The following is a 19,998-nucleotide window of genomic DNA, read 5'->3' as shown; positions in this document are numbered from 1 at the left end:
ATTCAGTCACATAATATGCGGAGGGGAGACTGCATATCGATGAATATCCGGTTTCTTGAGACGGTGATCTGGCTTTCGGAATTGCGCAATTTCCGGATCACTGCGGCGCGCATGAACATGACACCGGCCGCAATTTCCAATCGCATTGGTGCAATCGAGCAAGAACTCGGCTTTCGTTTATTTGAGCGTGATGCCCGTGACGTCAGCCTGACAGCCGAAGGGGAGGTGTTTGTTGAGGGGGCACGGGATATTGTGCTGCGCTATCACAACCTTGTTGAAAGCGTTAGCCCAAAAAATAGTGTCGAAGGACAGCTTAAACTCGGTATTGTTCCGAGCCTGGCAATGACAATTTTGCCTGATGTTTTAGATATTTTACGTCAGCGTTATCCAAAAATCAGAATTTCAATTACCACAGATTCCTCCAAAGTCCTGACACAACAACTTGAGCAGCGTGAGTTGGATATTGTGTTTGCAATACGCCCCGAGACAGCGGCAACACTGCGCAGTGTTAACATCTGCACATTCGGAATGTTTTGGATCAGCCGAACACCTGACGTTCTTATTAGTCCCGAAGACTTGTTCTCACGTGAAGATTTGCTGAACTATCCGATTATTTCCTATGAACGAGGGGCGCATAATCATCAGCAAATCATCAACTATTTTTCAGAAGATCGTATTAAAGATGCAACGGTGCATTATTCCAATTCTCTTACTACAACCATCAACATGATCTCTGCGGGTGTTGGCATTTCGGTTCTTCCGCCGGTTGTTATCCAAAAAGAACTGCGGCAGGGGGAGCTGAAAGTTCTCAATACAAATACAATGTTTCCCGCTACCAATTATAGTGCGATGTATCTGGAGGCATCAGCAACACGATTAATTACGTTGGTTGCAACAATTGCCCGAGAAGCAGGGCGCAACTTATGTAATCAGTACAGTGATAATCTCGCTTATCAAGAAATTGCACCGTAAGTACAATATATTGCTTATTTTTGTTGGAACTGACATGGATAATACATGTGAATATTTAATGTCAGTTCCAAAAATTATTGATATTACATATTTTTTGAAAATAATATTGTTACCTTGATGCAGAAGTTTGCATCTTGAACATTTGCTGGATCGTTTGTCCGCTTCGTATGCCGTCGAGCCAAGCTTTTTCTTTGTCGAGATGTTCTTGTGCGGCCGCGAGTATTTCTTCCGCTCGTTCCAAGGGGACAATCACCACGCCGTCATCATTGCCAAGCACAATATCTCCGGGGTGGACAACGGCGCCGGCCATTGAAATAGCACCGTCAATGATGCCGCCAAAGCCATGATGCGGACCACGGGGGACAATCGCTTTACAGAACATGTTGAATTGCAGTTGCCGAACTTCTTCAATATCGCGGATAGCGCCGAAAACGACTGCACCGCCAAGTTTCCGGTGGGCTGCTTCTGCCGTCATGATCCCGCCCCATACCGCAGTGTCTTCTACGCCACCGGCATCAACCACAATGACTTCACCGGCTTCTGCCACACCGATCAGTTCACAAATACTGCCGCAATCTCCCGCCATAGCAGTAACGGTTCGCGCCTGACCGCAGAGTGTGATGCCCGTTGAGACGGGTTTGATCGCAGCGCTCATTGCCTGCGTCCGGTTCAGGCAGTCGGAAGCGACTGCAGGCGGGATGGTGCGCCATGCATCAAGAGCAGCACTAGACAGTTTTTGAAACGGGGCGTTTACTTTTTGAAATGCCATTGTGGCACACTCCTCGGCACACTGTATGTCAGTGGTTGTATTGTTCCCAACCGGGATTGACGTTGTTGCGGACTTTGTTGCGCAGAAGAAAATCCAGCATAATTTCAGCTGAGAATGTGCGCATGTCGACATAGCCGGCTTCAGAATAAAAAGCCGCATGGGGCGATACAATGAACCGTCCTGCAATCCACGCTTCATCATTGCGCCATGCTTCAAGCAAGGCGGGAGAAGGGGATGGTGGTTCAACCGGCAGAACATCGAGTCCGACAGCAGCTAGTCGTCCGCTCTGCAATGCGCGGTAAAGCGCATCAATATCCACCAGACCACCGCGTGCAATATTGATGAAAACAGCATTGGTACGAAATTGGGCAAGCAGGGTATCATTGATCATGGAACGGGTTTCAGCGGACAATGGTACATGCAGACTGACAATGTCCGATGTCGATACCAGTTCTTCCAACGTCTGCTTGCATTCAAAGCCGATACCCAATTCATGCCCTTCAGGCAGATAGGGATCGTAGTAGGCAATTTTCATGTCAAAGGCCGCAGCACGACGTGCGATTGCAGTGCCGATGCGGCCGAGGCCGATAGCTCCGAATGTCAACCCGCGCAGCCGCCGTACAACAGGGGCGCCTTCTGCGACAAATCCTTTGACGGGATCAGCTTTAAGGCGTTTCTCATAGGTGCCGAGGCCGCGTGTCAGATAAAGCAGCATGGCAATGGCATGATCTGCCACTTCTGTTGTGCCGTAATTCGGAACATTCGATACGGCAATGCCAGCTTTACGGCAGGCATCAACGTCCACATTGTCAAAGCCTACACCAACGCGGACAATAAGCTTGCAATTGTCCAGCAGGGCAACTGTTTGCGGGGCAATGCGCATGCGGTGCCAGACCAGAATGCCATCGCATTCCCGCCAATGCCGTTCCGCAATGGCAGAAGGATCAGTCTCATCATAAATCAGATATTCAAACCGGTCGCCGGAAACGGCACTTTCAATTGCCAAATCGCGCAGATGCGCATCCGGTACCAGAATTTTATAAGTCTGCATAAATTCCTCCCGAGAATTAATCAGAGAACTTTAGATAGGAAAGATTTGAGGCGCGGGTCACGCGGCTGGCTGAAGAATGTTGACGGTTCGCCACGCTCGACCATGATGCCGCCATCGGTGAAAAACACCTGGTCGGCCACTTCCTGTGCAAAACGCATTTCGTGGGTAACAAGCACACAGGTCATTCCTTCAGCTGCCAGATCGCGGATGACATTGAGGACTTCCTGCACCATTTCCGGATCAAGAGCGGCCGTTACTTCATCGAACAGGATGATTTCCGGCTGCATTGCCAATGCCCGCGCAATGGCTACGCGCTGCTGCTGACCACCGGACAGCTCTCCCGGATAGGCATTTTCTTTGCCTGACAGCTGAACTTTGGCGAGAAGCCTAACCGCGCGCTCCCGCACGTCCTGCGGATTGTGTTTCAGCACTTGTATGGGGGCCATCATAATATTCTGCAGAACTGTCTTATGCGGAAACAGGTTATATTGCTGAAACACCATTGAAACCTGATGACGCAACGGAACCAGTTCTTTTTCAGAACGCAGTTTTTCAACCTGAAAATTACCGACACGGATGCTGCCGTGGTTGATCGGGACAAGACCGTTCAGGCAACGCAAAAGTGTGGATTTTCCGGAACCGGAAGGGCCGATGATACAGGCAACATCACCCTTCTGAATTTCCATTGAAATGCCCTTCAGCACCGCAACAGAACCATAGTTTTTATAGATGTCAGCGACTTTGATGATTGGTGTGGAGGATGTGGTCATGTCATTTGCCTTTAATCAGGCGGCGCTCAAGAGCACGCGTCCAGGTCGCTAACGGATAAGCGAAGAGAAAAAATAGCAGGAGAATGTAGAGGTAGATTGCCGTCGCATATTCATCGCCGTCACTGGCAATGACTGTTTTGCCAATGGAGAGAACATCTGAGGTGCCGGTAACGACTACAAGGCTCGTGCCGATAAACAGCATTGCATAGGTCGTCATCAGGTTGGGCAGCATCATTGGCAGTGCCTGAGGCAGAATAATGGAGCGTAAAATCTGACCGCGGCGATAACCAAGGGCACGGGCAGATTCCCACTGGCCATCCGGTATTGCGCGAATTCCGTTCCGGAACCCCTCAGCAACATAAGCGGTAACGGGCAGGGACAGACCGATGACAGCTTTGAGGAACGGTGACACAAAGATGCTGATGCCGAAAAATGTCATACGAAATGGCAGCAGATAAAGCATCGCATAGAGCACGACCAACCACGGTGAGGAGCGCAGCAGATTCATGATCAATATGGCAGCGGTTCTGACCGCCCGATTAGGCGATACCATCGCGCCGCCAAGGAAAAACCCTGCCACGAGCGCGATCATCATCGAAAAAATGCTGATAATCACATTTGCGGAGAAGCCGCCGCCAAAACCGGTGAAACCAGCACTACCGGTGAGTAGCTGTGATGAGCGGCCGATAAGAACGCCGATAGCAGCACCGCTTGCCTGCCCATAACTTATCAACAGAATGGCCAGCAGCGTGATGATAACCCCGAAAAAACCAAGAATAGCGGAGATTGCGTCTCTGTTCATTGTACTTCTCCTGCACCAAACCCCGGAATTGCAAAGGCTTTTGCGATTTGTTTGGCGAGCAGAACGACCGCAGTGGTTATGGTCAGATAGATCAGCCACAGCACGATCATCACTTCGAGGTTGAGAAAGGTTTCCAATGCAATCTGAGTGGAAAAAAACATAATATCAGTTACAGCAACGAGCGCTGCCTGTGCAGATGTCTTGATCAGGCTCACAACATTGCTGGTCATATTGGGAATGGTCATGCGCAGTGCAATCGGCAGTTCAATCCAGCGAAAAATCTGCAACCGGCTATAGCCCATGCTCCGGCCGCCCTCGACTGTCTGACGCGGTACGGAATTGATGCCTGAGCGTATAATCTCAATAGCAATTGATCCATTATACAAGGCCAGTGAAATGACCACACAGGCAAAACCGGATAAGAGAGGCACCCGTTCTCCTGTCGTTGCATCTGTATAGGTCATGCCTAAATCAGACAGCATGAAATACAGAAAAAACAACTGCACCAGAGGCGGCGTGTTTCTGAACAGGTCGATCATGATAATCGTCAGAGATCGGGCAACCGGGACATTAAAATGAATGATCGCTGCTCCGGCAATGCCGATAATCAGCATTAATATTGTGCCCAGAGCAGTGATTGCGAGTGTGGTTTTTAAGCCCTCAAACAACCAGCTCTGATAGAGCGGATCTGCCAGCCATTCAAAATCGAGACCGAATATCATGAATTATTTCCGATGAATTTACCGGTTATCAGTTTGGCTACACAGATATGCTCGCGAATGATAACCGGTTTTGTTCTCAGTGCAGATCAATGGCCGGCAGCTTTGGCGTCTGCCGCGCGTTTGGTCACGTATTCGCTGGAACCCATATCGTAGGCTTCTTCTGCTTTAACGAGCAGGCCTGCTGCTTCTGCGGAGAGAATGGCTTTGTTGACCTCTTCCAGAAAGCGCGGTTCGTTTTTACGTACGCCGCCCGCAATCGGAATGTAATCAAATGTATCCAGCGCGATTTTGTACTTTGCGCCCCATTCAGGATCTGACAATTTTTGCTGGAGGATAGGACCATCAAAGGCAACGGCGCTGCAGCGGCCGTTCTGAAATGCCTTGAACATATCCGCGGTACCGGTGAGCAGTACAGTTTGTGCACCGTAAGTTCCGGTCAGGGTACGATTGTAAAGATTGCCTTGCATGCCGCAGAGTTTCTGCCCGCGTACATCTTCCCATTTGGCGATTGTGCTTTCTTTGGGGGTAAGCAGTACAATGCCCGCCATATTGTAATATTCTTCGGTAAAATCGATAACTTTTGCGCGCTCTTTATTAACACCGAGCGTTGCCAAAATCAGGTCAATACGACCGGCATTTAAAAGCTCGATACGGTTGGAAGCCACCACCGGCACAAGTTCGATTTCTGTTTCAGAGCCGACAATCTTTCCCGCAACATATTTTGCCAGATCGATTTCAAAACCTTTCAACTCATCCTCTTTGGTCAAAAATCCGAAAGGTACATAATCGTTCTTAATGCCGACGATTAACTTCCCTCTGGCTTTTACGTCATCGAGCTGATCCGCTTGAGCTGCCATGCACAATGCCAGTCCGGAAAGAACAGTTGTCAATGAAAGTTTGGCAAGTAAGTTAGCACGCATAAAAATCCCCTTTTGGTATGTGCATTTTCATTATTGGCACCACAAAATCGGATGACCACGAAATGCTTTCTTCAAAGCCTATCGACAATATTATATAATTAATAATACTATTTTCTAAGATAATTATAAGAAAATCTAATAAGGAGGAGCGGTGTATATCAGGCAGCTTGAGGCGTTTAAAGCCGTTATGTCGATGGGGAGTGTCAGCAGAGCGGCAGAACTGCTGTGCATTTCTCAGCCAGCAGTCAGTCAGCTGATCAATCAGCTGGAATTTTATTGCGGCTTTTCTCTTTTTGAACGCAAAGGAAAGCGTTTACACCCGACTAGAGAGGCCGAAGCGCTGCTGGTAGAGGTTGAAGCAATGTTTGCCGGCGTAAACCGCGTTTCGCGTGTTGCCACAGCTTTGAGAGAACAGAAATGGGGAGCGCTTACATTCGGTGCCTTTCCGGCAATCGCTCGCCGTGTCCTGCCTGAAATTGTTGCAGATTATGCTGCTGAAAGACCCAATATAGTTTTTCATTTGCAGAGCATGCGCTCACGCAGTCTGATTGATGCTGTTGCAAGCCATCAGCTGGATTTCGGGATCAGTTTTATTCCGGGGGACAGGGATGAGATTGAAAGCATACCGCTGCAGACGTTAAAAGCGGTATGCATTTTGCCGGTCGGGCACCCATTATCAGAAAAACAAAGCATCAAAGCACAGGATCTTGCCGGTCAGCCTTTTGTATCTTTGGGACCACAGGATCAGTCACGTATGCTGATTGATAAAATTTTTGATGATTTACAGATACCGCGCAAAATGCAGATTGAGACAGGTCAATCAGAAACCGCCTGTTCATTTGTGGCGTTAGGGGCGGGCGTATCTGTGGTTGACCCGATAAGTGCAGCCGGTTATCGGGATGGAGAGCTGGTTGTCAAAAAATTTGAACCTGAGATTAAGTTTAATATCTGGTTGATACGTCCGCGTATGCAGGTTCAATCCAGTGTGCTTGATAATTTTATCCAGTTTATGAGTGACAGCTTGTCTGCTTCAACTCTATGAAAAAGTGCATCTTACAGCTGCTATGGAAAGGTGCAGTAAATGCCCCTAATCTGTAACTTGTTGGAAAAATGAGTGCAATTGTAGTTTAGCTTGAGGCATGAAATACAAAAGTAAAATCAATGAATTCGGATGGTGGGCGTAACAGGGATTGAACCTGTGACCCCTACAATGTCAATGTAGTGCTCTCCCGCTGAGCTATACGCCCATCCGATGACGCGCATACACCATATTGGTTCGCGCGCGTCAATGCCCTTTTGAAGAATAAAGAGAAAAAACTTTGTTTTACCTGTTGTTTTTCAACAGGCTTATCCCGATACCTGAAATCAGGCTGCCAGCAACATTTTCTCGATCTCATTCACGAGATCACGCAGGTGAAACGGCTTGGACAATACCTTGGCTTCACGCGGTGCGTTTGAATCAGGATTGAGGGCAACAGCAGCAAAACCGGTGATGAACATGACTTTGAGGTCAGGATCAATTTCGGTTGCACGGCGTGCCAGTTCAATTCCGTCCATTTCAGGCATAACAATATCCGTCAGCAGCAAAGAGAATGGCTCTTCGCGCAGACGCTCATAGGCGCTGGCTCCATTGTCGAAATGGGTGACATGATAACCGGCTTTTTCCAGTGCTTTCACCAGAAAACGGCGCATATCATTATCATCTTCAGCAAGCAGAATTCTTTTCATTGGTCCGTCCGAATGTCTGTACGCTTTTTATCTGCGTGTCCCCAGCATGATATTGCGGTGACAAAATGGCAAGAAAAGCGATTCAATCTGATCCTATAAGACGCTGCTTTGGTAAATATCGGATGAATCATTCCCATTAATCTGCCCCGTCTCTGCGACCGGCAGGGCAAAAGTGTTTTATTGCCTATGCATTTTGGCAGGCAAGAACGACGTTAAAAATACAATATAGGGCCGTTCAAGAAAATGTCATGTGCGATGGTATGAAATTGTTCTTAAATAATAAACTGAATGCCTGCTGCCGGTATTTTCTGGCAAAATATGACAATTCCGGCTTTGCTTTTCCGGATTATCAGTTAGGCTTGAAAAATGAACCGGCTATCCGGCCAAATAATCCGGGCATATGCCTTTGCAGTATATGAAAGTGAAGAATGAGCCTGCAACGGGATTTTCAGACAATCACTCCTTTTGAAGTCTGTGCTCCGGCGCAACAGCGCATACCGTTCGTTTTTAATTCGCCGCATAGCGGCAATTATTATCCGGCGGCATTTCTGCAACAATCCCGTCTCAGCCCTCATGATATCCGTCAGTCGGAAGACTGCTATGTGGATGAATTATTCGCCATGGCTGTGCCGCTGGGCGCGCCATTGTTGCGTGCGCATTTCCCGCGTGCCTATCTGGATGTGAACCGTGAGCCCTATGAGCTCGACCCGAAAATGTTTAACGAACCTGTGCCGTCTTATGCGAATATCAGATCAACACGTGTTGCAGGCGGTTTAGGCACAATCGCTAAAATCGTTGGCGAAGGTCAGGATATTTATAAATCCAGACTGCCATTATGTGAGGCGCTCGACCGGATAGAAACCATCTATAAGCCGTATCATCATGTGCTTGGACAGTTGCTGAGCGATACGCGGGCACAATTTGGCTATGCTGTTCTGGTGGATTGCCATTCTATGCCAAGCGGAATGGATCTGACTGATAATGCCGGTCAGAACGGGATTGCAGGGCGACCGGATTTCATTATCGGTGACCGTTTCGGACGGTCCTGTTCGGATGCCTTGTCATGGGCGGCAATCGAGTTGTTGCAAAATATGGGCTATAATGTTGCGCATAATAAGCCTTATGCCGGCGGTTATATTACCGAGCATTACGGACGCCCGCATCGTGATTTCCATGCTTTGCAGATTGAAGTGAACCGCGCACTCTATGTCGACGAAAACAGCCTTGAGCACCTGCCGTCATTTGCAGGGCTTTGCTGTGATCTGACACAATTCATGGCAGATTTGACGGCCTTGCCGGATTATGTATTTTTGCAGAAACCGCAGGCCGCAGAATGAAAAATACATAAAAAAAGACCGCACAAAAGTGCGGTCCAAAATCTAGGGAGGAAACGCCCTTGCGGGCGAAAACAGACATATTGTCCGTTAACTATTTTATTTTGCCGGTGAGTTACGGTCAATTCGGAATTCGGAAAAATCAGACATTTTTATGAAAATTCTGAATTTTCTGAAGTTACAATCAAATTAACTTATTGATATATTTCATCAAAATACTTTGGCTAAAAGCTATAGCTCAAGCATTTTGATGAGAGATATCGCCGAAATTTCGTCGAAATGCTAAAATCCTGCTGTGAAATGGAGTGAATTTTCGTGGTGAATTCGTCGTTTTTGAAAGAGGTTGCGCTGGCAGCGTCTGAACAAACCCTGCCGCGATTCCGGCAAAAAATCGCAATCGATAATAAATATACTGTCGGTTTTGATCCGGTAACCGAAGCGGATCGCGAGGCTGAAAAAGCCATCCGTAAAGTGATCAATCAGCATTTCCCTGATCACGGAATTCTGGGAGAAGAATTTGGCGGCGAAAATCTCGACAGCAGTCATATCTGGGTAATTGATCCGATTGACGGCACCCGTGCTTTTATTTCCGGACTGCCGGTTTGGGGTACGTTGGTCGGCCTGATGGTCGATGGCGATGCCCGTATCGGCATGATGTCGCAGCCTTTCACCAATGAGATGTTTTATGCGCTGGGCGATGGTGCGTTCTGGAGCGGGCCGGAATATGCAGGCAATGGCGGGCATGTGCAGCTGAAAACCCGCCAGACAACAGACTTGTCGGAAGCAACGGTTTTCACAACGTCACCGGCTTTGTTCAAAGACAAGCAGCGCGAGGCGTTTGATCGTCTGGAAGCACAGGTGCGTTTGTCCCGTTATGGTGTGGATTGCTATGCCTATGCAATGCTGGCTTCCGGTTTTGCCGATCTGGTGATTGAGAGTGGTTTGCAGCCCTATGATGTTATGGGGCTAATTCCGGTAATTGAACAGGCAGGCGGTGTCATCACGCAGGCCGATGGCGGGCCTGCGGAGAAGGGCGGCTATATTGTTGCTGCTTCTTCGGCAGCTCTGCATGAACAGGCTCTGAAACTGCTGAACGCCTGATTACAGCGGCCTATGCTTCAATCAGCGCCGGTTCAGTATTCTGTTCCGGCGCGTTTGATCCTGGTATGAATGCATCAAATGCTGCCCAGACCTGCTCCCGATAAAAATCGCTTTCCTGCAATAATTCATGTCGCGCACCGTCAATGGTAATCAGAGAGGCACTGCGTAGTTTTTCAGCAAGACGCATTGCTGCTTTACCATCGACAACACGGTCGGCACCGGGAACGATAAACAGCGTCGGAATCGCAAAATTCTCGTAAAATTGCGTATTATTGATGCTGTGAATAGCATTGAGCGTTTGTGCCAGCCAGCGGATTGTCGGCCCTGCGATACCCAGTTGCGGATGATCGCGGGTGATTGCGGCATTGCGCAGATAGCGGGTCTGATCATGTGTAAGCGGGTTGCCGTCAAAACTCTCCGGCGGCAGTTGCAAAGGGACTTTACCAGCATAGCGGCTGCCAAAACCGGATGATGCCAGCAATGTGGCAAGCGGCCTAAGCTGACGGTCTGAAAAGATGCTGCGCGCCAGCCCGAGAAAAGGGGAAACCAGCACCATGCGGCGGATACGCGATTGCAGCATTTCATGCGATTGTAACGCGATTAATGCGCCGGTTGAATGTGCCAGAATATAATAGGGCGGCGGGCAGTCCGGCATGATGATGGTTTTGAGAAAAATCTCGAAATCACTGCGGTAATCGGAAAATTTGCGGACATAGCCACGCGCGGCATCTTTGAGAATGCGGAACGATCCGCCCTGACCACGCCAGTCCATTGTCGCAACACAAAAACCGCGCCGGTTCAGATCACTGATCGTTTCATAATATTTTTCAAAGGCTTCATTGCGCCCGTGGAGCAAAATGACAGTGCCGTTGCGCGGTGTATCTTCCGCATAGGGGCAAAAGGCATAGCGCAGCTCAAACCCGTCGGCAGACTGAAAATAGCCTGCCTGCAATCCTGCGGGTGCCTTGTTATTTTCTGTCTCAAAAAACGGATTTGTCATTGCTGCTACTCTTGTCATTGCGTGCCGGTGAAGCTTCGATGCTTCTTATATGGTCTGCATATAGCGGGATCATGGCGGGCGGAAGACAAATTGTAAATGCCGGAATTGCCCCCTTGAAATATGTTTTCTGTAATACCAGATCATTGGTGTAGCCGCCTGATAAGGGGCTGCGCAAACGAGAAAGGCTCGCCGATAACGGGAGTTTTTCAGACAGTCTTTTAACGCAACGTCGCTCTGAAGGAGGGCATTTTATGCGTCATTTTGATTTTTCTCCGCTTTACCGTTCAACCGTTGGTTTCGACCGTTTGTTCACGATGCTGGACAGTCTCGGCCAGCCGGAAAGTGCGCAGGCTTATCCGCCTTATAATATCGAGCGCACCGGTGAAAGCTCTTACCGTATTACCATGGCTGTGGCCGGTTTCGATCAGAATGAGATTGAAATTGAAGCGCACCGCAATCAGCTGACCATCAAAGGCACCAAGATTGCCGATGAAGCGGACAGTGAAAAAGAATTCCTCTATCGCGGGATCGCATCGCGTGCGTTTGAACGCCGCTTCCATCTGGCTGACCATGTTGAGGTCGCCGGTGCGAGCCTGAAAAACGGCCTTCTGCATATTGATCTAAAGCGTGAGATTCCGGAAGAACTGAAGCCACGCAAGATTAATGTGACGAGTGTTTCGGGCGATACTGCGCAAAGCATTGATGCCAAAACAGTTGATGCAAAAGCAATCAGCAAAAACTGATCTGCACATATTGTGAATAATGAAAAAGGGCAGGAAATTTCCTGCCCTTCTTTGTTTAAAGAGCTTTGATCAGGCTGACGAATTTATCTGTCTCGGCTTCCGTAGTGGCGAAGCTGGTAACAAGACGAATGAAAGTTTCGTCCTCAGCAATAGGATCAGCGCTGTGTGGCGGGTTCCAGTCATGGAATACTGCGCCCTGTGCCAGTAGTTTTTCACTGTCTGACTTTTTCAGAATGGCGAAAATTTCATTGGCTTGCGGCTGCCATGCCAGCTTCACTTTGCCGGAAGTTCTGATGGCATCTGCCATTCTGGTTGTCATGGCATTGGAATGACGAGCAAGATTGAGCCACAGGTCATCTTTGAGATAAGCATCAAACTGTGCAGCAATGAAACGGGTTTTGGAGAATAACTGTGCTGCGCGTTTGCGGATGAAAGGCAGGTCTTTCGCCTGTTGCGGGTTCATGAAAACCAGAGCTTCCGCACACCAGCAACCGTTTTTGGTGCCGCCGAAAGAAACAATATCCACGCCCTGTTTCCACGTCATTTCTGCCGGTGTAACACCCAGCGTCACCAGAGCATTGGCAAAGCGTGCACCATCAAGATGCAGCGGCAGATCATGTTCACGGCAGATCGCTGAAATCGTGGCAATTTCATCAAGCGAATATAGCGTGCCGATTTCGGTAGCCTGCGTAATTGTAACCGCCATTGGCTGACCGGCATGGATGAAGGCGGGGTTGAAGCGTTTCAGTTCCTTGCGCAGATTTGCCGGATCCATTTTACCCAGAGCGCCGTCTACCGGATGCAGACGGGCGCCGCCGGTGAAATATTCCGGTGCGCCGCATTCATCTTCGATCACATGGGCTTCACGATGGCAAAGCGATACACCGCCCGGACGGTTAACGCTGGCCAGCGCCAGAGAATTGGCGGCTGTACCTGTGCCGACAAAATAAACCGCAACTTCACGCTCGAATAATTCGTTGAAGCGCTGCTCGACCTTTTTGTCGATCTCACTGGCACCATAGGAAGCGGCAAAACCACCGCCATGAGCAGTAATATTGGCATTAATATCAGGATGGGCACCGGCCCAGTTATCGGAAGCGAAGAACATCAAGAGCTCCGTATGCATCAGGACTAAGAACTAAACTGCAAATCGTTTAGAGGGTGCAGTTTAATGTGATGCGTGTTTATAGCTGGTTTTTTCTGACACACGAATGAAACCTGATATCAAGTTTCGGTGTGGTCACATTGACGCAGTTTTTCTCATTTGCGTCTGGTGCTGCCAGCTAAATCCTTGTTTTTTCATATGCTGAAATTGAATACGCAATAAAATTACAAAAAATCGATTTAAAATTGAATATTTCGTGCTTGTAGAGCAGAAAATATTCTGCAATAAAATGATAGGGCAGCAATGCTGACCTATTGAGTGAAGTTCGGTCTAAGGAAAATCCGGCGAATTTTGCTGCAATTCATGCTAAGATTTCACCTGTTTTCCGCAATGGCAATCAAAGCAGCCGTTGCGATAACCGGTGAGAGCATTCCGTTCATGCGCACGCCATAGCGTGCTTAGCAACAAGGGAGGCCGGTCAATGATTAATCTGATGTATTATGCTGTCTGCTTCCTTTGGTGCGCTGCACGGACAGGCATTTTCACAAACTCATTTAACAATTCTGCTGTTTCAGCTCCGGTCTTTATCCCGTCCGGAGGACGGGTTGGTGCCGCACGCCTGAGCCGGCACATGGCCCTGTACCGGGTCTAAGGAGGTTTCGATGTTGATCAAGTCGCATTCTGTTGGGGCATTTCAGGCTCATACGCATACAGAAAAAGGCGGCAAAACCACAACATCGACTAAAACCACCAAAACATCCCGAACTATGCCCAAGAAACAAGGGCTCTATGATCCGCGACATGAGCATGATGCCTGTGGTGTCGGCTTTATTGCGCAGATGAAAAATGTGCCGTCGCACCAGATTGTGCTGGACGGCTTGCAGATGCTTGAAAATCTCACGCATCGCGGTGCCGTGGGTGCCGACCCGCTGATGGGCGATGGTGCCGGTATTCTGGTGCAGATTCCGCACCAGTTTTTTGCACAGGAAATGGCAAAAGCCGGTATTCATCTGCCGGATGCCGGACATTATGCTGTTGGTCAGATTTTCATGCCGCAGGATGTAAAACTGCGTGCGCATCTGGAGCGGGTGATTACGGAAGTGATCGCCGCAGAAGGCCAGACATTGCTCGGTTTCCGCACCGTGCCGGTGGATAATAGTTCACTGTCCAAAGCGCCGGAGATCGCTGCAACCGAGCCGGTGCATCGTCAGGTCTTTATCGGCCGCAATCCGAATATTGCCAGTGATGATGATTTCGAGCGCCGGTTGTTCGTGCTGCGTAAGGTGATTTCCAACCGGATTTTTCAGGAAACTGAAGGCCGTGACAACGGTTTCTATATTGTTTCCATGTCCGCCCGCACTATTGTGTATAAGGGCATGTTTCTGGCCTATCAGGTCGGTGCTTATTACAAGGATTTGGCTGATCCGCGTTTTGAGAGTGCCATTGCACTGGTGCATCAGCGCTTTTCAACCAATACTTTCCCGTCGTGGAAACTGGCGCATCCGTATCGTATGGTTGCCCATAATGGCGAGATCAACACGCTGCGCGGCAATGTGAACTGGATGGCTGCGCGTCAGGCTTCGGTTGATAGCGAGCTGTTCGGCAATGATATTTCCAAGCTTTGGCCGATCTCCTATGAAGGCCAGTCGGACACGGCTTGTTTTGACAATGCACTCGAATTTCTGGTGCAGGGCGGTTATCGCCTGAGCCATGCGATGATGATGCTGATCCCTGAGGCTTGGGGCAATAACAAGCTGATGGCGGATGAGCGCAAGGCATTTTACGAGTATCATGCCGCCTTGATGGAACCTTGGGATGGCCCTGCCGCCGTTGCTTTCACCGACGGTCGCCAGATTGGCGCGACGCTGGATCGTAACGGTCTGCGCCCTGCACGTTATCTGGTGACGGATGATGACCGTATTATTCTGGCATCGGAGGCGGGTGTACTGCCGGTGGACGAGAGCCGGATTGTCAAAAAATGGCGGTTGCAGCCGGGGCGTATGCTGCTGATTGATCTGGAAGAGGGGCGCATTGTCAGTGATGATGAGCTGAAATCCCAGATCGCCAGCGCGCATCCATATCGCCAATGGCTGAAAAACACACAGCTGGTGCTGGAAGATCTGGCACCGGTGGAACCACGTGCACTACGCCGTGATGTCAGCCTGATCGAGCGTCAGCGCAGCTTTGGTTACACACAGGAAGACACCAAACTGCTGATGGCACCGATGGCGACAACGGGGCAGGAAGCGGTTGGATCGATGGGTACGGATACGCCGATTTCCGCGCTCTCGGACAAGGCCAAACTGCTTTATACCTATTTCAAACAGAATTTTGCACAGGTCACCAATCCGCCGATTGATCCGATCCGTGAAGAACTGGTGATGAGCCTCGTATCTTTCATCGGGCCGCGGCCGAACCTGTTTGATCTGGTCGGCACATCACGGCGCAAGCGTATGGAAGTGCGCCAGCCGATCCTGACCAATGCTGATCTGGAAAAAATCCGCTCCATTGGCCATTCGGAGGACCGTTTTGACACCAAGACACTGGATATTACCTATCCGGTGAATGAAGGCGCGGCAGGTATGGATGGCACATTGGCGCGTCTGTGCGACCGTGCGGAGGCGGCGGTGCATGGCGGCTATAATATCATCATCCTGTCTGACCGGCAGGTCGGGCCTGACCGTATCGCCATTCCGGCTTTGCTGGCAACGGCTGCCGTACACCATCATCTGATCCGCAAGGGTCTGCGTACATCTGTGGGGCTGGTGGTTGAGAGCGGTGAACCGCGCGAAGTGCATCATTTCTGCTGCCTTGCCGGTTATGGTGCCGAGGCGATCAATCCGTATCTTGCTTTTGATACGCTGACCGACATGCATCAGCGCGGGGATTTTCCACCTGAGGTGGATAGCAGTGAGATTGTCAGCCGTTATATCAAGTCGATCGGCAAAGGCATGCTGAAGGTGATGTCAAAAATGGGCATCTCCACCTATCAGTCCTATTGTGGTGCGCAGATTTTCGATGCCATCGGCTTAAAACAGGATTTTGTTGACCGGTATTTCTTTGGCACCGCTTCGATGATTGAAGGTGTGGGGTTAACTGAGGTGGCGCAGGAAACTGTGCTACGGCACAACACGGCCTTTGTGAAAGAAATCGGCGGTACCGGTGCGCTGCCTGCGGGCGGTGAATATGCGTATCGTATTCGCGGTGAGGCGCATATGTGGTCGCCGGATGCGGTGGCCAAGCTGCAACATGCTGTACGCAATGACAATCCGAAGAGCTTTGCGGAATATTCCGAAATGCTCAATAGCCGTTCTGCGGCAGCCAAAACCATCCGCAGCCTGTTCCATCTCAAGCGTGCAGGTGAACGCGGAAAGAGGCCGGTTGATCTGGCAGAAGTTGAGCCTGCGGCTGAAATCGTCAAGCGCTTTTCAACCGGAGCCATGTCCTTCGGCTCGATCTCGCGTGAGGCACATACAACACTGGCCGTTGCCATGAACCGTATGGGTGCCAAGTCCAATACCGGTGAGGGTGGTGAAGAGCCGGATCGTCTCTATCCGCTGCGTGACGGTTCACCAAACCCGCAGCGCTCGGCGATCAAGCAGGTGGCATCAGGACGTTTTGGCGTGACCACGGAATATCTGGTCAATGCCGACATGATCCAGATCAAGGTGGCGCAGGGTGCAAAGCCCGGTGAAGGCGGTCAGTTGCCGGGACATAAAGTGGATGCGACAATTGCCAAGACACGTCATTCAACACCGCGTGTCGGTTTGATTTCGCCGCCGCCGCATCATGATATTTATTCCATTGAAGATCTGGCACAGCTGATTTTCGACCTGAAGAATGTCAATCCGCAAGCGGATATTTCGGTCAAGCTGGTGTCGGAAGTCGGTGTCGGTACGGTTGCTGCCGGTGTTGCCAAGGCACGTGCCGATCATATTACCGTTTCCGGCTATGACGGCGGTACCGGTGCATCGCCGCTGACTTCGCTGAAACATGCCGGTTCCCCTTGGGAAACAGGTCTGGCGGAAACCCATCAGACATTGGTTCTCAATGGTTTGCGCTCGCGTATTGCATTGCAGGTCGATGGTGGTTTGCGCACAGGGCGCGATGTGATTATCGGTGCTTTGCTGGGGGCGGATGAGTTCGGTTTCTCCACCGCACCACTGATTGCTGCCGGTTGTATCATGATGCGCAAATGCCATCTCAATACTTGTCCGGTTGGTGTGGCGACCCAAGATCCTGTGCTGCGCCAGCGCTTCAAAGGCACACCGGAGCATGTGATCAACTTCTTCTTCTATCTGGCGGAAGAAGTGCGTGTGCTGCTGGCCGAGCTTGGCTTTACCAGACTGGAGCAGATTATCGGCCGTTCAGACCTGCTGGAAAAACAGGCAGCGATTAATCACTGGAAGGCACAGGGACTGGATTTCAGCCGTATTTTCTATCGCCCTTATGCGGCCATTGCTGGCGATGAGGCACAACTGCGCCATACGCAATTGCAGCAGCATCCGATTGATGATGTGCTGGATCGTGATCTGATTGCAGCTGCCGCACCGGCACTGGAAAATCGTGAGAAGGTTACACTTACCCGCAGCATTAAAAATACGGATCGCTCGGCAGGGGCGATGCTGTCCGGTGCGCTGGTCAGCCGTTACCGCCACAAAGGTCTGCCGGAAGATACGATTCAGGTGCGTTTCAACGGGACAGCAGGGCAGTCTTTCGCAGCCTTTCTGGCACATGGCATCAGTTTCGAACTGCATGGCGAAGGCAATGACTATATCGGCAAGGGCTTAAGCGGCGGGCGGATTATTATCCGTCCGAGTGAAGACAGCCGGCTCAAGGCCGATGAGGCGATTATTGCGGGCAATACTGTGCTCTACGGCGCGATTGAAGGTGAGTGCTATATTCGCGGACAGGCGGGCGAGCGTTTTGCTGTGCGTAATTCCGGTGCCGTTGCAGTTGTTGAAGGCGTGGGTGACCACGGCTGCGAATATATGACCGGCGGTGTGGTGGTTGTGATTGGCGAGACAGGGCGCAATTTTGCGGCCGGTATGTCCGGCGGCGTGGCCTATGTGCTGGATGAAGCCGGTGACTTTGCCCAGCGTTGCAATATGGCGATGGTCGAACTGGAGCCGGTGCCAGAAGAGGACGACATTCTCGAAAAGCTGCATCATCACGGCGGTGACCTGATGCATAAAGGCCGCGTGGATGTTTCCGGCAATATGACCCGTCACGATGAAGAGCGTCTGGCACAGTTGCTGGCCAATCATCATCATTATACGGGGTCTGAGCAGGCACGGATGATCCTTGATAACTGGGAACAGTATCGTCCGAAATTCGTCAAAGTCATGCCGGTCGAATATCGCCGTGCCTTGGAAGAGATGGAACTTCTGCGCAATCCGGTTGCCGCAGAATAATCCGCACTTCAGAAAAGAACAGGTTTTTAAAATGGGTAAAGTTACAGGTTTTCTGGAGATCGACCGGCAGGTTGCGCAATATCAGCCGGCATCGGATCGCATCAGGCATTTTCGTGAATTCACTCTGCCGATGAGTGAACCGGAAGTGCAGAAACAGGCAGCACGCTGCATGGATTGCGGTGTGCCGTTCTGCCATGGCGATAAAAGCGGTGACAGCGGTTGTCCGGTGAATAACCAGATTCCGGACTGGAATGATCTGGTCTATGCGGGGCAGTGGGAAGAGGCGATTGCCAATCTCCATTCCACCAATAATTTTCCGGAATTTACAGGGCGGATTTGCCCTGCGCCGTGCGAGGAATCCTGCACGCTCAATCTGGAAGATATGCCGGTGGCCATCAAAACCGTTGAGCAGGCACTGGCCGATAAGGCTTTCGAACTGGGGCTGATACAACCGCAAATCGCGGCTGTTAAGACCGGAAAACGTGTTGCGATTATCGGCTCGGGTCCTGCAGGTCTGGCCGCTGCACAACAGCTCGCACGGGCTGGTCACGGTGTTGATGTTTATGAGCGGGAAAGCCGTGCGGGTGGTTTGCTGCGCTATGGTATTCCTGATTTTAAAATGGAAAAGCAGCTGATTGACCGTCGTATCGCCCAGATGGAAGGCGAGGGCGTGACTTTCCATTGCGGTGTGGAAATCGGCAAGGACATTGCGGTCAAGCAATTGCTCAAAGATTATGATGCCGTGCTCTATTGCGGCGGGGCGGAAACACCACGCGATCCGGCTTTGCCCGGTTCTGATTTAAACGGCGTTTATGATGCCATGCCTTATCTGGTGCAGCAGAACCGCCGCGTTGCAGGGGAAGATGAACAGTCGCGTGCTTGGGCATTGGAAGACAGTATTTCGGCAGCAGGCAAACGGGTTGTGGTTGTCGGCGGTGGCGATACGGCCTCTGACTGTGTGGGCACGGCGTTCCGGCAGGGCGCAGTGCAGGTAACGCAGCTGGATATTCGTCCTGAACCACCGGCACGGGAAGATAAGCTCGGCGTGTGGCCTTATTGGGCGACAAAGATCCGTATTTCGTCCAGTCAGGCGGAAGGCGCTATGCGTGAGTTTCAGGTGGCAACACTTGGCTTTGGCGGCGAAGACGGCCAACTGACCCATGTGCTTTGCAGTGCAGTGGACGAACGACGCAAGCCAATTGCCGGTTCTGAATTCATTTTGCAGGCTGATCTGGCATTCATTGCCCTTGGTTTCAGCGGCCCTGCCAAGCAAGGCGTGTTGCCGGAACTCGGTGACAGGCTGAAGCTGAAAAAAGATGCCCGTGGCAGTGAGAGCGTGATGGCCAATGAGACGGATTATCACACATCTGTACCAAAACTCTTTGCAGCGGGTGATGTGCGTCGCGGTCAGTCACTGGTCGTCTGGGCAATCCGTGAAGGGCGGCAGGCTGCAAGAGCTATTGATCTGCAATTGATGGGTGCAAGTCTTTTGCCTGCGTGAATGAAGAAAGGCCTCGCTAAAGCATTTCCAGCAAAAGTGTGAAGCGGTTTTGCGTAGGATAATGCG

The 19,998-nt window shown here is 50.6% G+C and carries 16 protein-coding genes, 1 tRNA gene and 1 pseudogene; 8 read left to right on the top strand and 10 right to left on the bottom strand.

What is annotated here, in order from left to right; all coding sequences use genetic code 11:
• Nucleotides 1-39 precede the first annotated feature (39 nt).
• Nucleotides 40-972 carry a LysR family transcriptional regulator gene (locus K1X45_RS06335; RefSeq protein WP_220160138.1) on the top strand — a complete coding sequence of 311 codons (933 nt, stop codon included), beginning with the start codon at nucleotides 40-42 and terminating at the stop codon, nucleotides 970-972.
• 109 nt (nucleotides 973-1,081) lie between these two features.
• On the opposite strand, the gene K1X45_RS06330 is transcribed toward K1X45_RS06335, so the two are convergent.
• The 6 genes from K1X45_RS06330 to K1X45_RS06305 all read right to left on the bottom strand — a co-directional run bounded on the left by K1X45_RS06330 (nucleotide 1,082) and on the right by K1X45_RS06305 (nucleotide 6,006).
• Nucleotides 1,082-1,741 carry an RraA family protein gene (locus K1X45_RS06330; RefSeq protein WP_220160137.1) on the bottom strand — a complete coding sequence of 220 codons (660 nt, stop codon included), beginning with the start codon at nucleotides 1,739-1,741 and terminating at the stop codon, nucleotides 1,082-1,084.
• 28 nt (nucleotides 1,742-1,769) lie between these two features.
• A complete protein-coding gene (locus K1X45_RS06325) occupies nucleotides 1,770-2,792 on the bottom strand; it encodes a C-terminal binding protein (RefSeq protein WP_220160136.1) in 1,023 nt (340 codons plus the stop codon).
• A gap of 20 nt (nucleotides 2,793-2,812) precedes the next feature.
• A complete protein-coding gene (locus tag K1X45_RS06320; protein ID WP_304650897.1) occupies nucleotides 2,813-3,562 on the bottom strand; it encodes an amino acid ABC transporter ATP-binding protein in 750 nt (249 codons plus the stop codon).
• 1 nt (nucleotide 3,563) lies between these two features.
• On the bottom strand, nucleotides 3,564-4,364 hold the full coding sequence (locus K1X45_RS06315; protein ID WP_220160135.1) for an ABC transporter permease subunit: 801 nt from the start codon (nucleotides 4,362-4,364) through the stop codon (nucleotides 3,564-3,566).
• The gene (locus tag K1X45_RS06310; RefSeq protein ID WP_022709687.1) at nucleotides 4,361-5,086 is read right to left on the bottom strand and encodes an amino acid ABC transporter permease; all 726 of its coding nucleotides are present in this window, start codon (nucleotides 5,084-5,086) and stop codon (nucleotides 4,361-4,363) included. Before K1X45_RS06310 ends, K1X45_RS06315 begins: the two co-directional genes overlap by 4 nt.
• An 86-nt stretch (nucleotides 5,087-5,172) precedes the next feature.
• Nucleotides 5,173-6,006 (bottom strand): transporter substrate-binding domain-containing protein, encoded by an 834-nt coding sequence (locus tag K1X45_RS06305; protein WP_220160134.1) that lies wholly within the window; start codon nucleotides 6,004-6,006, stop codon nucleotides 5,173-5,175.
• A 151-nt stretch (nucleotides 6,007-6,157) separates the two neighbouring features.
• Between K1X45_RS06305 and K1X45_RS16060 the strand changes: the two are divergent.
• Together K1X45_RS16060 and K1X45_RS06300 are read left to right on the top strand one after the other, a co-directional pair.
• A pseudogene (locus K1X45_RS16060) lies at nucleotides 6,158-6,331 on the top strand (LysR family transcriptional regulator); the annotation flags it as partial.
• A gap of 78 nt (nucleotides 6,332-6,409) precedes the next feature.
• Nucleotides 6,410-7,048: a LysR substrate-binding domain-containing protein gene (locus tag K1X45_RS06300; protein ID WP_255560768.1), complete on the top strand. Its 639-nt coding sequence runs from the start codon at nucleotides 6,410-6,412 to the stop codon at nucleotides 7,046-7,048.
• A 130-nt stretch (nucleotides 7,049-7,178) separates the two neighbouring features.
• On the opposite strand, the gene K1X45_RS06295 is transcribed toward K1X45_RS06300, so the two are convergent.
• Both K1X45_RS06295 and cpdR read right to left on the bottom strand, forming a co-directional pair.
• A tRNA-Val gene (locus tag K1X45_RS06295) sits at nucleotides 7,179-7,253 on the bottom strand.
• A gap of 118 nt (nucleotides 7,254-7,371) precedes the next feature.
• The gene (cpdR, locus tag K1X45_RS06290) at nucleotides 7,372-7,734 is read right to left on the bottom strand and encodes a cell cycle two-component system response regulator CpdR (protein WP_022709690.1); all 363 of its coding nucleotides are present in this window, start codon (nucleotides 7,732-7,734) and stop codon (nucleotides 7,372-7,374) included.
• 428 nt (nucleotides 7,735-8,162) lie between these two features.
• On the opposite strand from cpdR, the gene K1X45_RS06285 reads away from it, so the two are divergent.
• Nucleotides 8,163-9,071 (top strand): N-formylglutamate amidohydrolase, encoded by a 909-nt coding sequence (locus K1X45_RS06285; RefSeq protein ID WP_220160133.1) that lies wholly within the window; start codon nucleotides 8,163-8,165, stop codon nucleotides 9,069-9,071.
• Between the two features lie 306 nt (nucleotides 9,072-9,377).
• Nucleotides 9,378-10,169, top strand: a complete 792-nt coding sequence (gene hisN, locus K1X45_RS06280; RefSeq protein ID WP_370627102.1) for a histidinol-phosphatase — start codon at nucleotides 9,378-9,380, stop codon at nucleotides 10,167-10,169.
• Between the two features lie 10 nt (nucleotides 10,170-10,179).
• On the opposite strand, the gene K1X45_RS06275 is transcribed toward hisN, so the two are convergent.
• Nucleotides 10,180-11,169, bottom strand: coding sequence for an alpha/beta fold hydrolase (locus K1X45_RS06275; protein ID WP_220160131.1), 990 nt, complete (start codon nucleotides 11,167-11,169; stop codon nucleotides 10,180-10,182).
• A gap of 251 nt (nucleotides 11,170-11,420) precedes the next feature.
• Here K1X45_RS06275 and K1X45_RS06270 point away from each other — a divergent pair, with 251 nt between their 5' ends.
• A complete protein-coding gene (locus K1X45_RS06270) occupies nucleotides 11,421-11,912 on the top strand; it encodes an Hsp20 family protein (RefSeq protein ID WP_220160130.1) in 492 nt (163 codons plus the stop codon).
• A 55-nt stretch (nucleotides 11,913-11,967) separates the two neighbouring features.
• Here the strand turns inward: K1X45_RS06270 and K1X45_RS06265 are convergent, their stop codons facing one another.
• Entirely contained in the window at nucleotides 11,968-13,020 is a 1,053-nt protein-coding gene (locus K1X45_RS06265; protein WP_220160129.1) for a low specificity L-threonine aldolase, read from the bottom strand.
• 659 nt (nucleotides 13,021-13,679) lie between these two features.
• On the opposite strand from K1X45_RS06265, the gene gltB reads away from it, so the two are divergent.
• Complete coding sequence (gene gltB, locus K1X45_RS06260) at nucleotides 13,680-18,431, top strand: glutamate synthase large subunit (RefSeq protein ID WP_220160128.1); 4,752 nt, start codon at nucleotides 13,680-13,682, stop codon at nucleotides 18,429-18,431.
• A gap of 31 nt (nucleotides 18,432-18,462) precedes the next feature.
• Nucleotides 18,463-19,932 carry a glutamate synthase subunit beta gene (locus tag K1X45_RS06255; RefSeq protein WP_220160127.1) on the top strand — a complete coding sequence of 490 codons (1,470 nt, stop codon included), beginning with the start codon at nucleotides 18,463-18,465 and terminating at the stop codon, nucleotides 19,930-19,932.
• The last annotated feature ends 66 nt before the right edge of the window (nucleotides 19,933-19,998 follow it).

Source organism: Pseudochrobactrum sp. Wa41.01b-1 (assembly GCF_019464455.1).
In the GTDB taxonomy this organism is placed as follows: Bacteria; Pseudomonadota; Alphaproteobacteria; order Rhizobiales; family Rhizobiaceae; genus Pseudochrobactrum; species Pseudochrobactrum saccharolyticum.
This window is presented reverse-complemented; position numbering and strand designations above follow the sequence as displayed.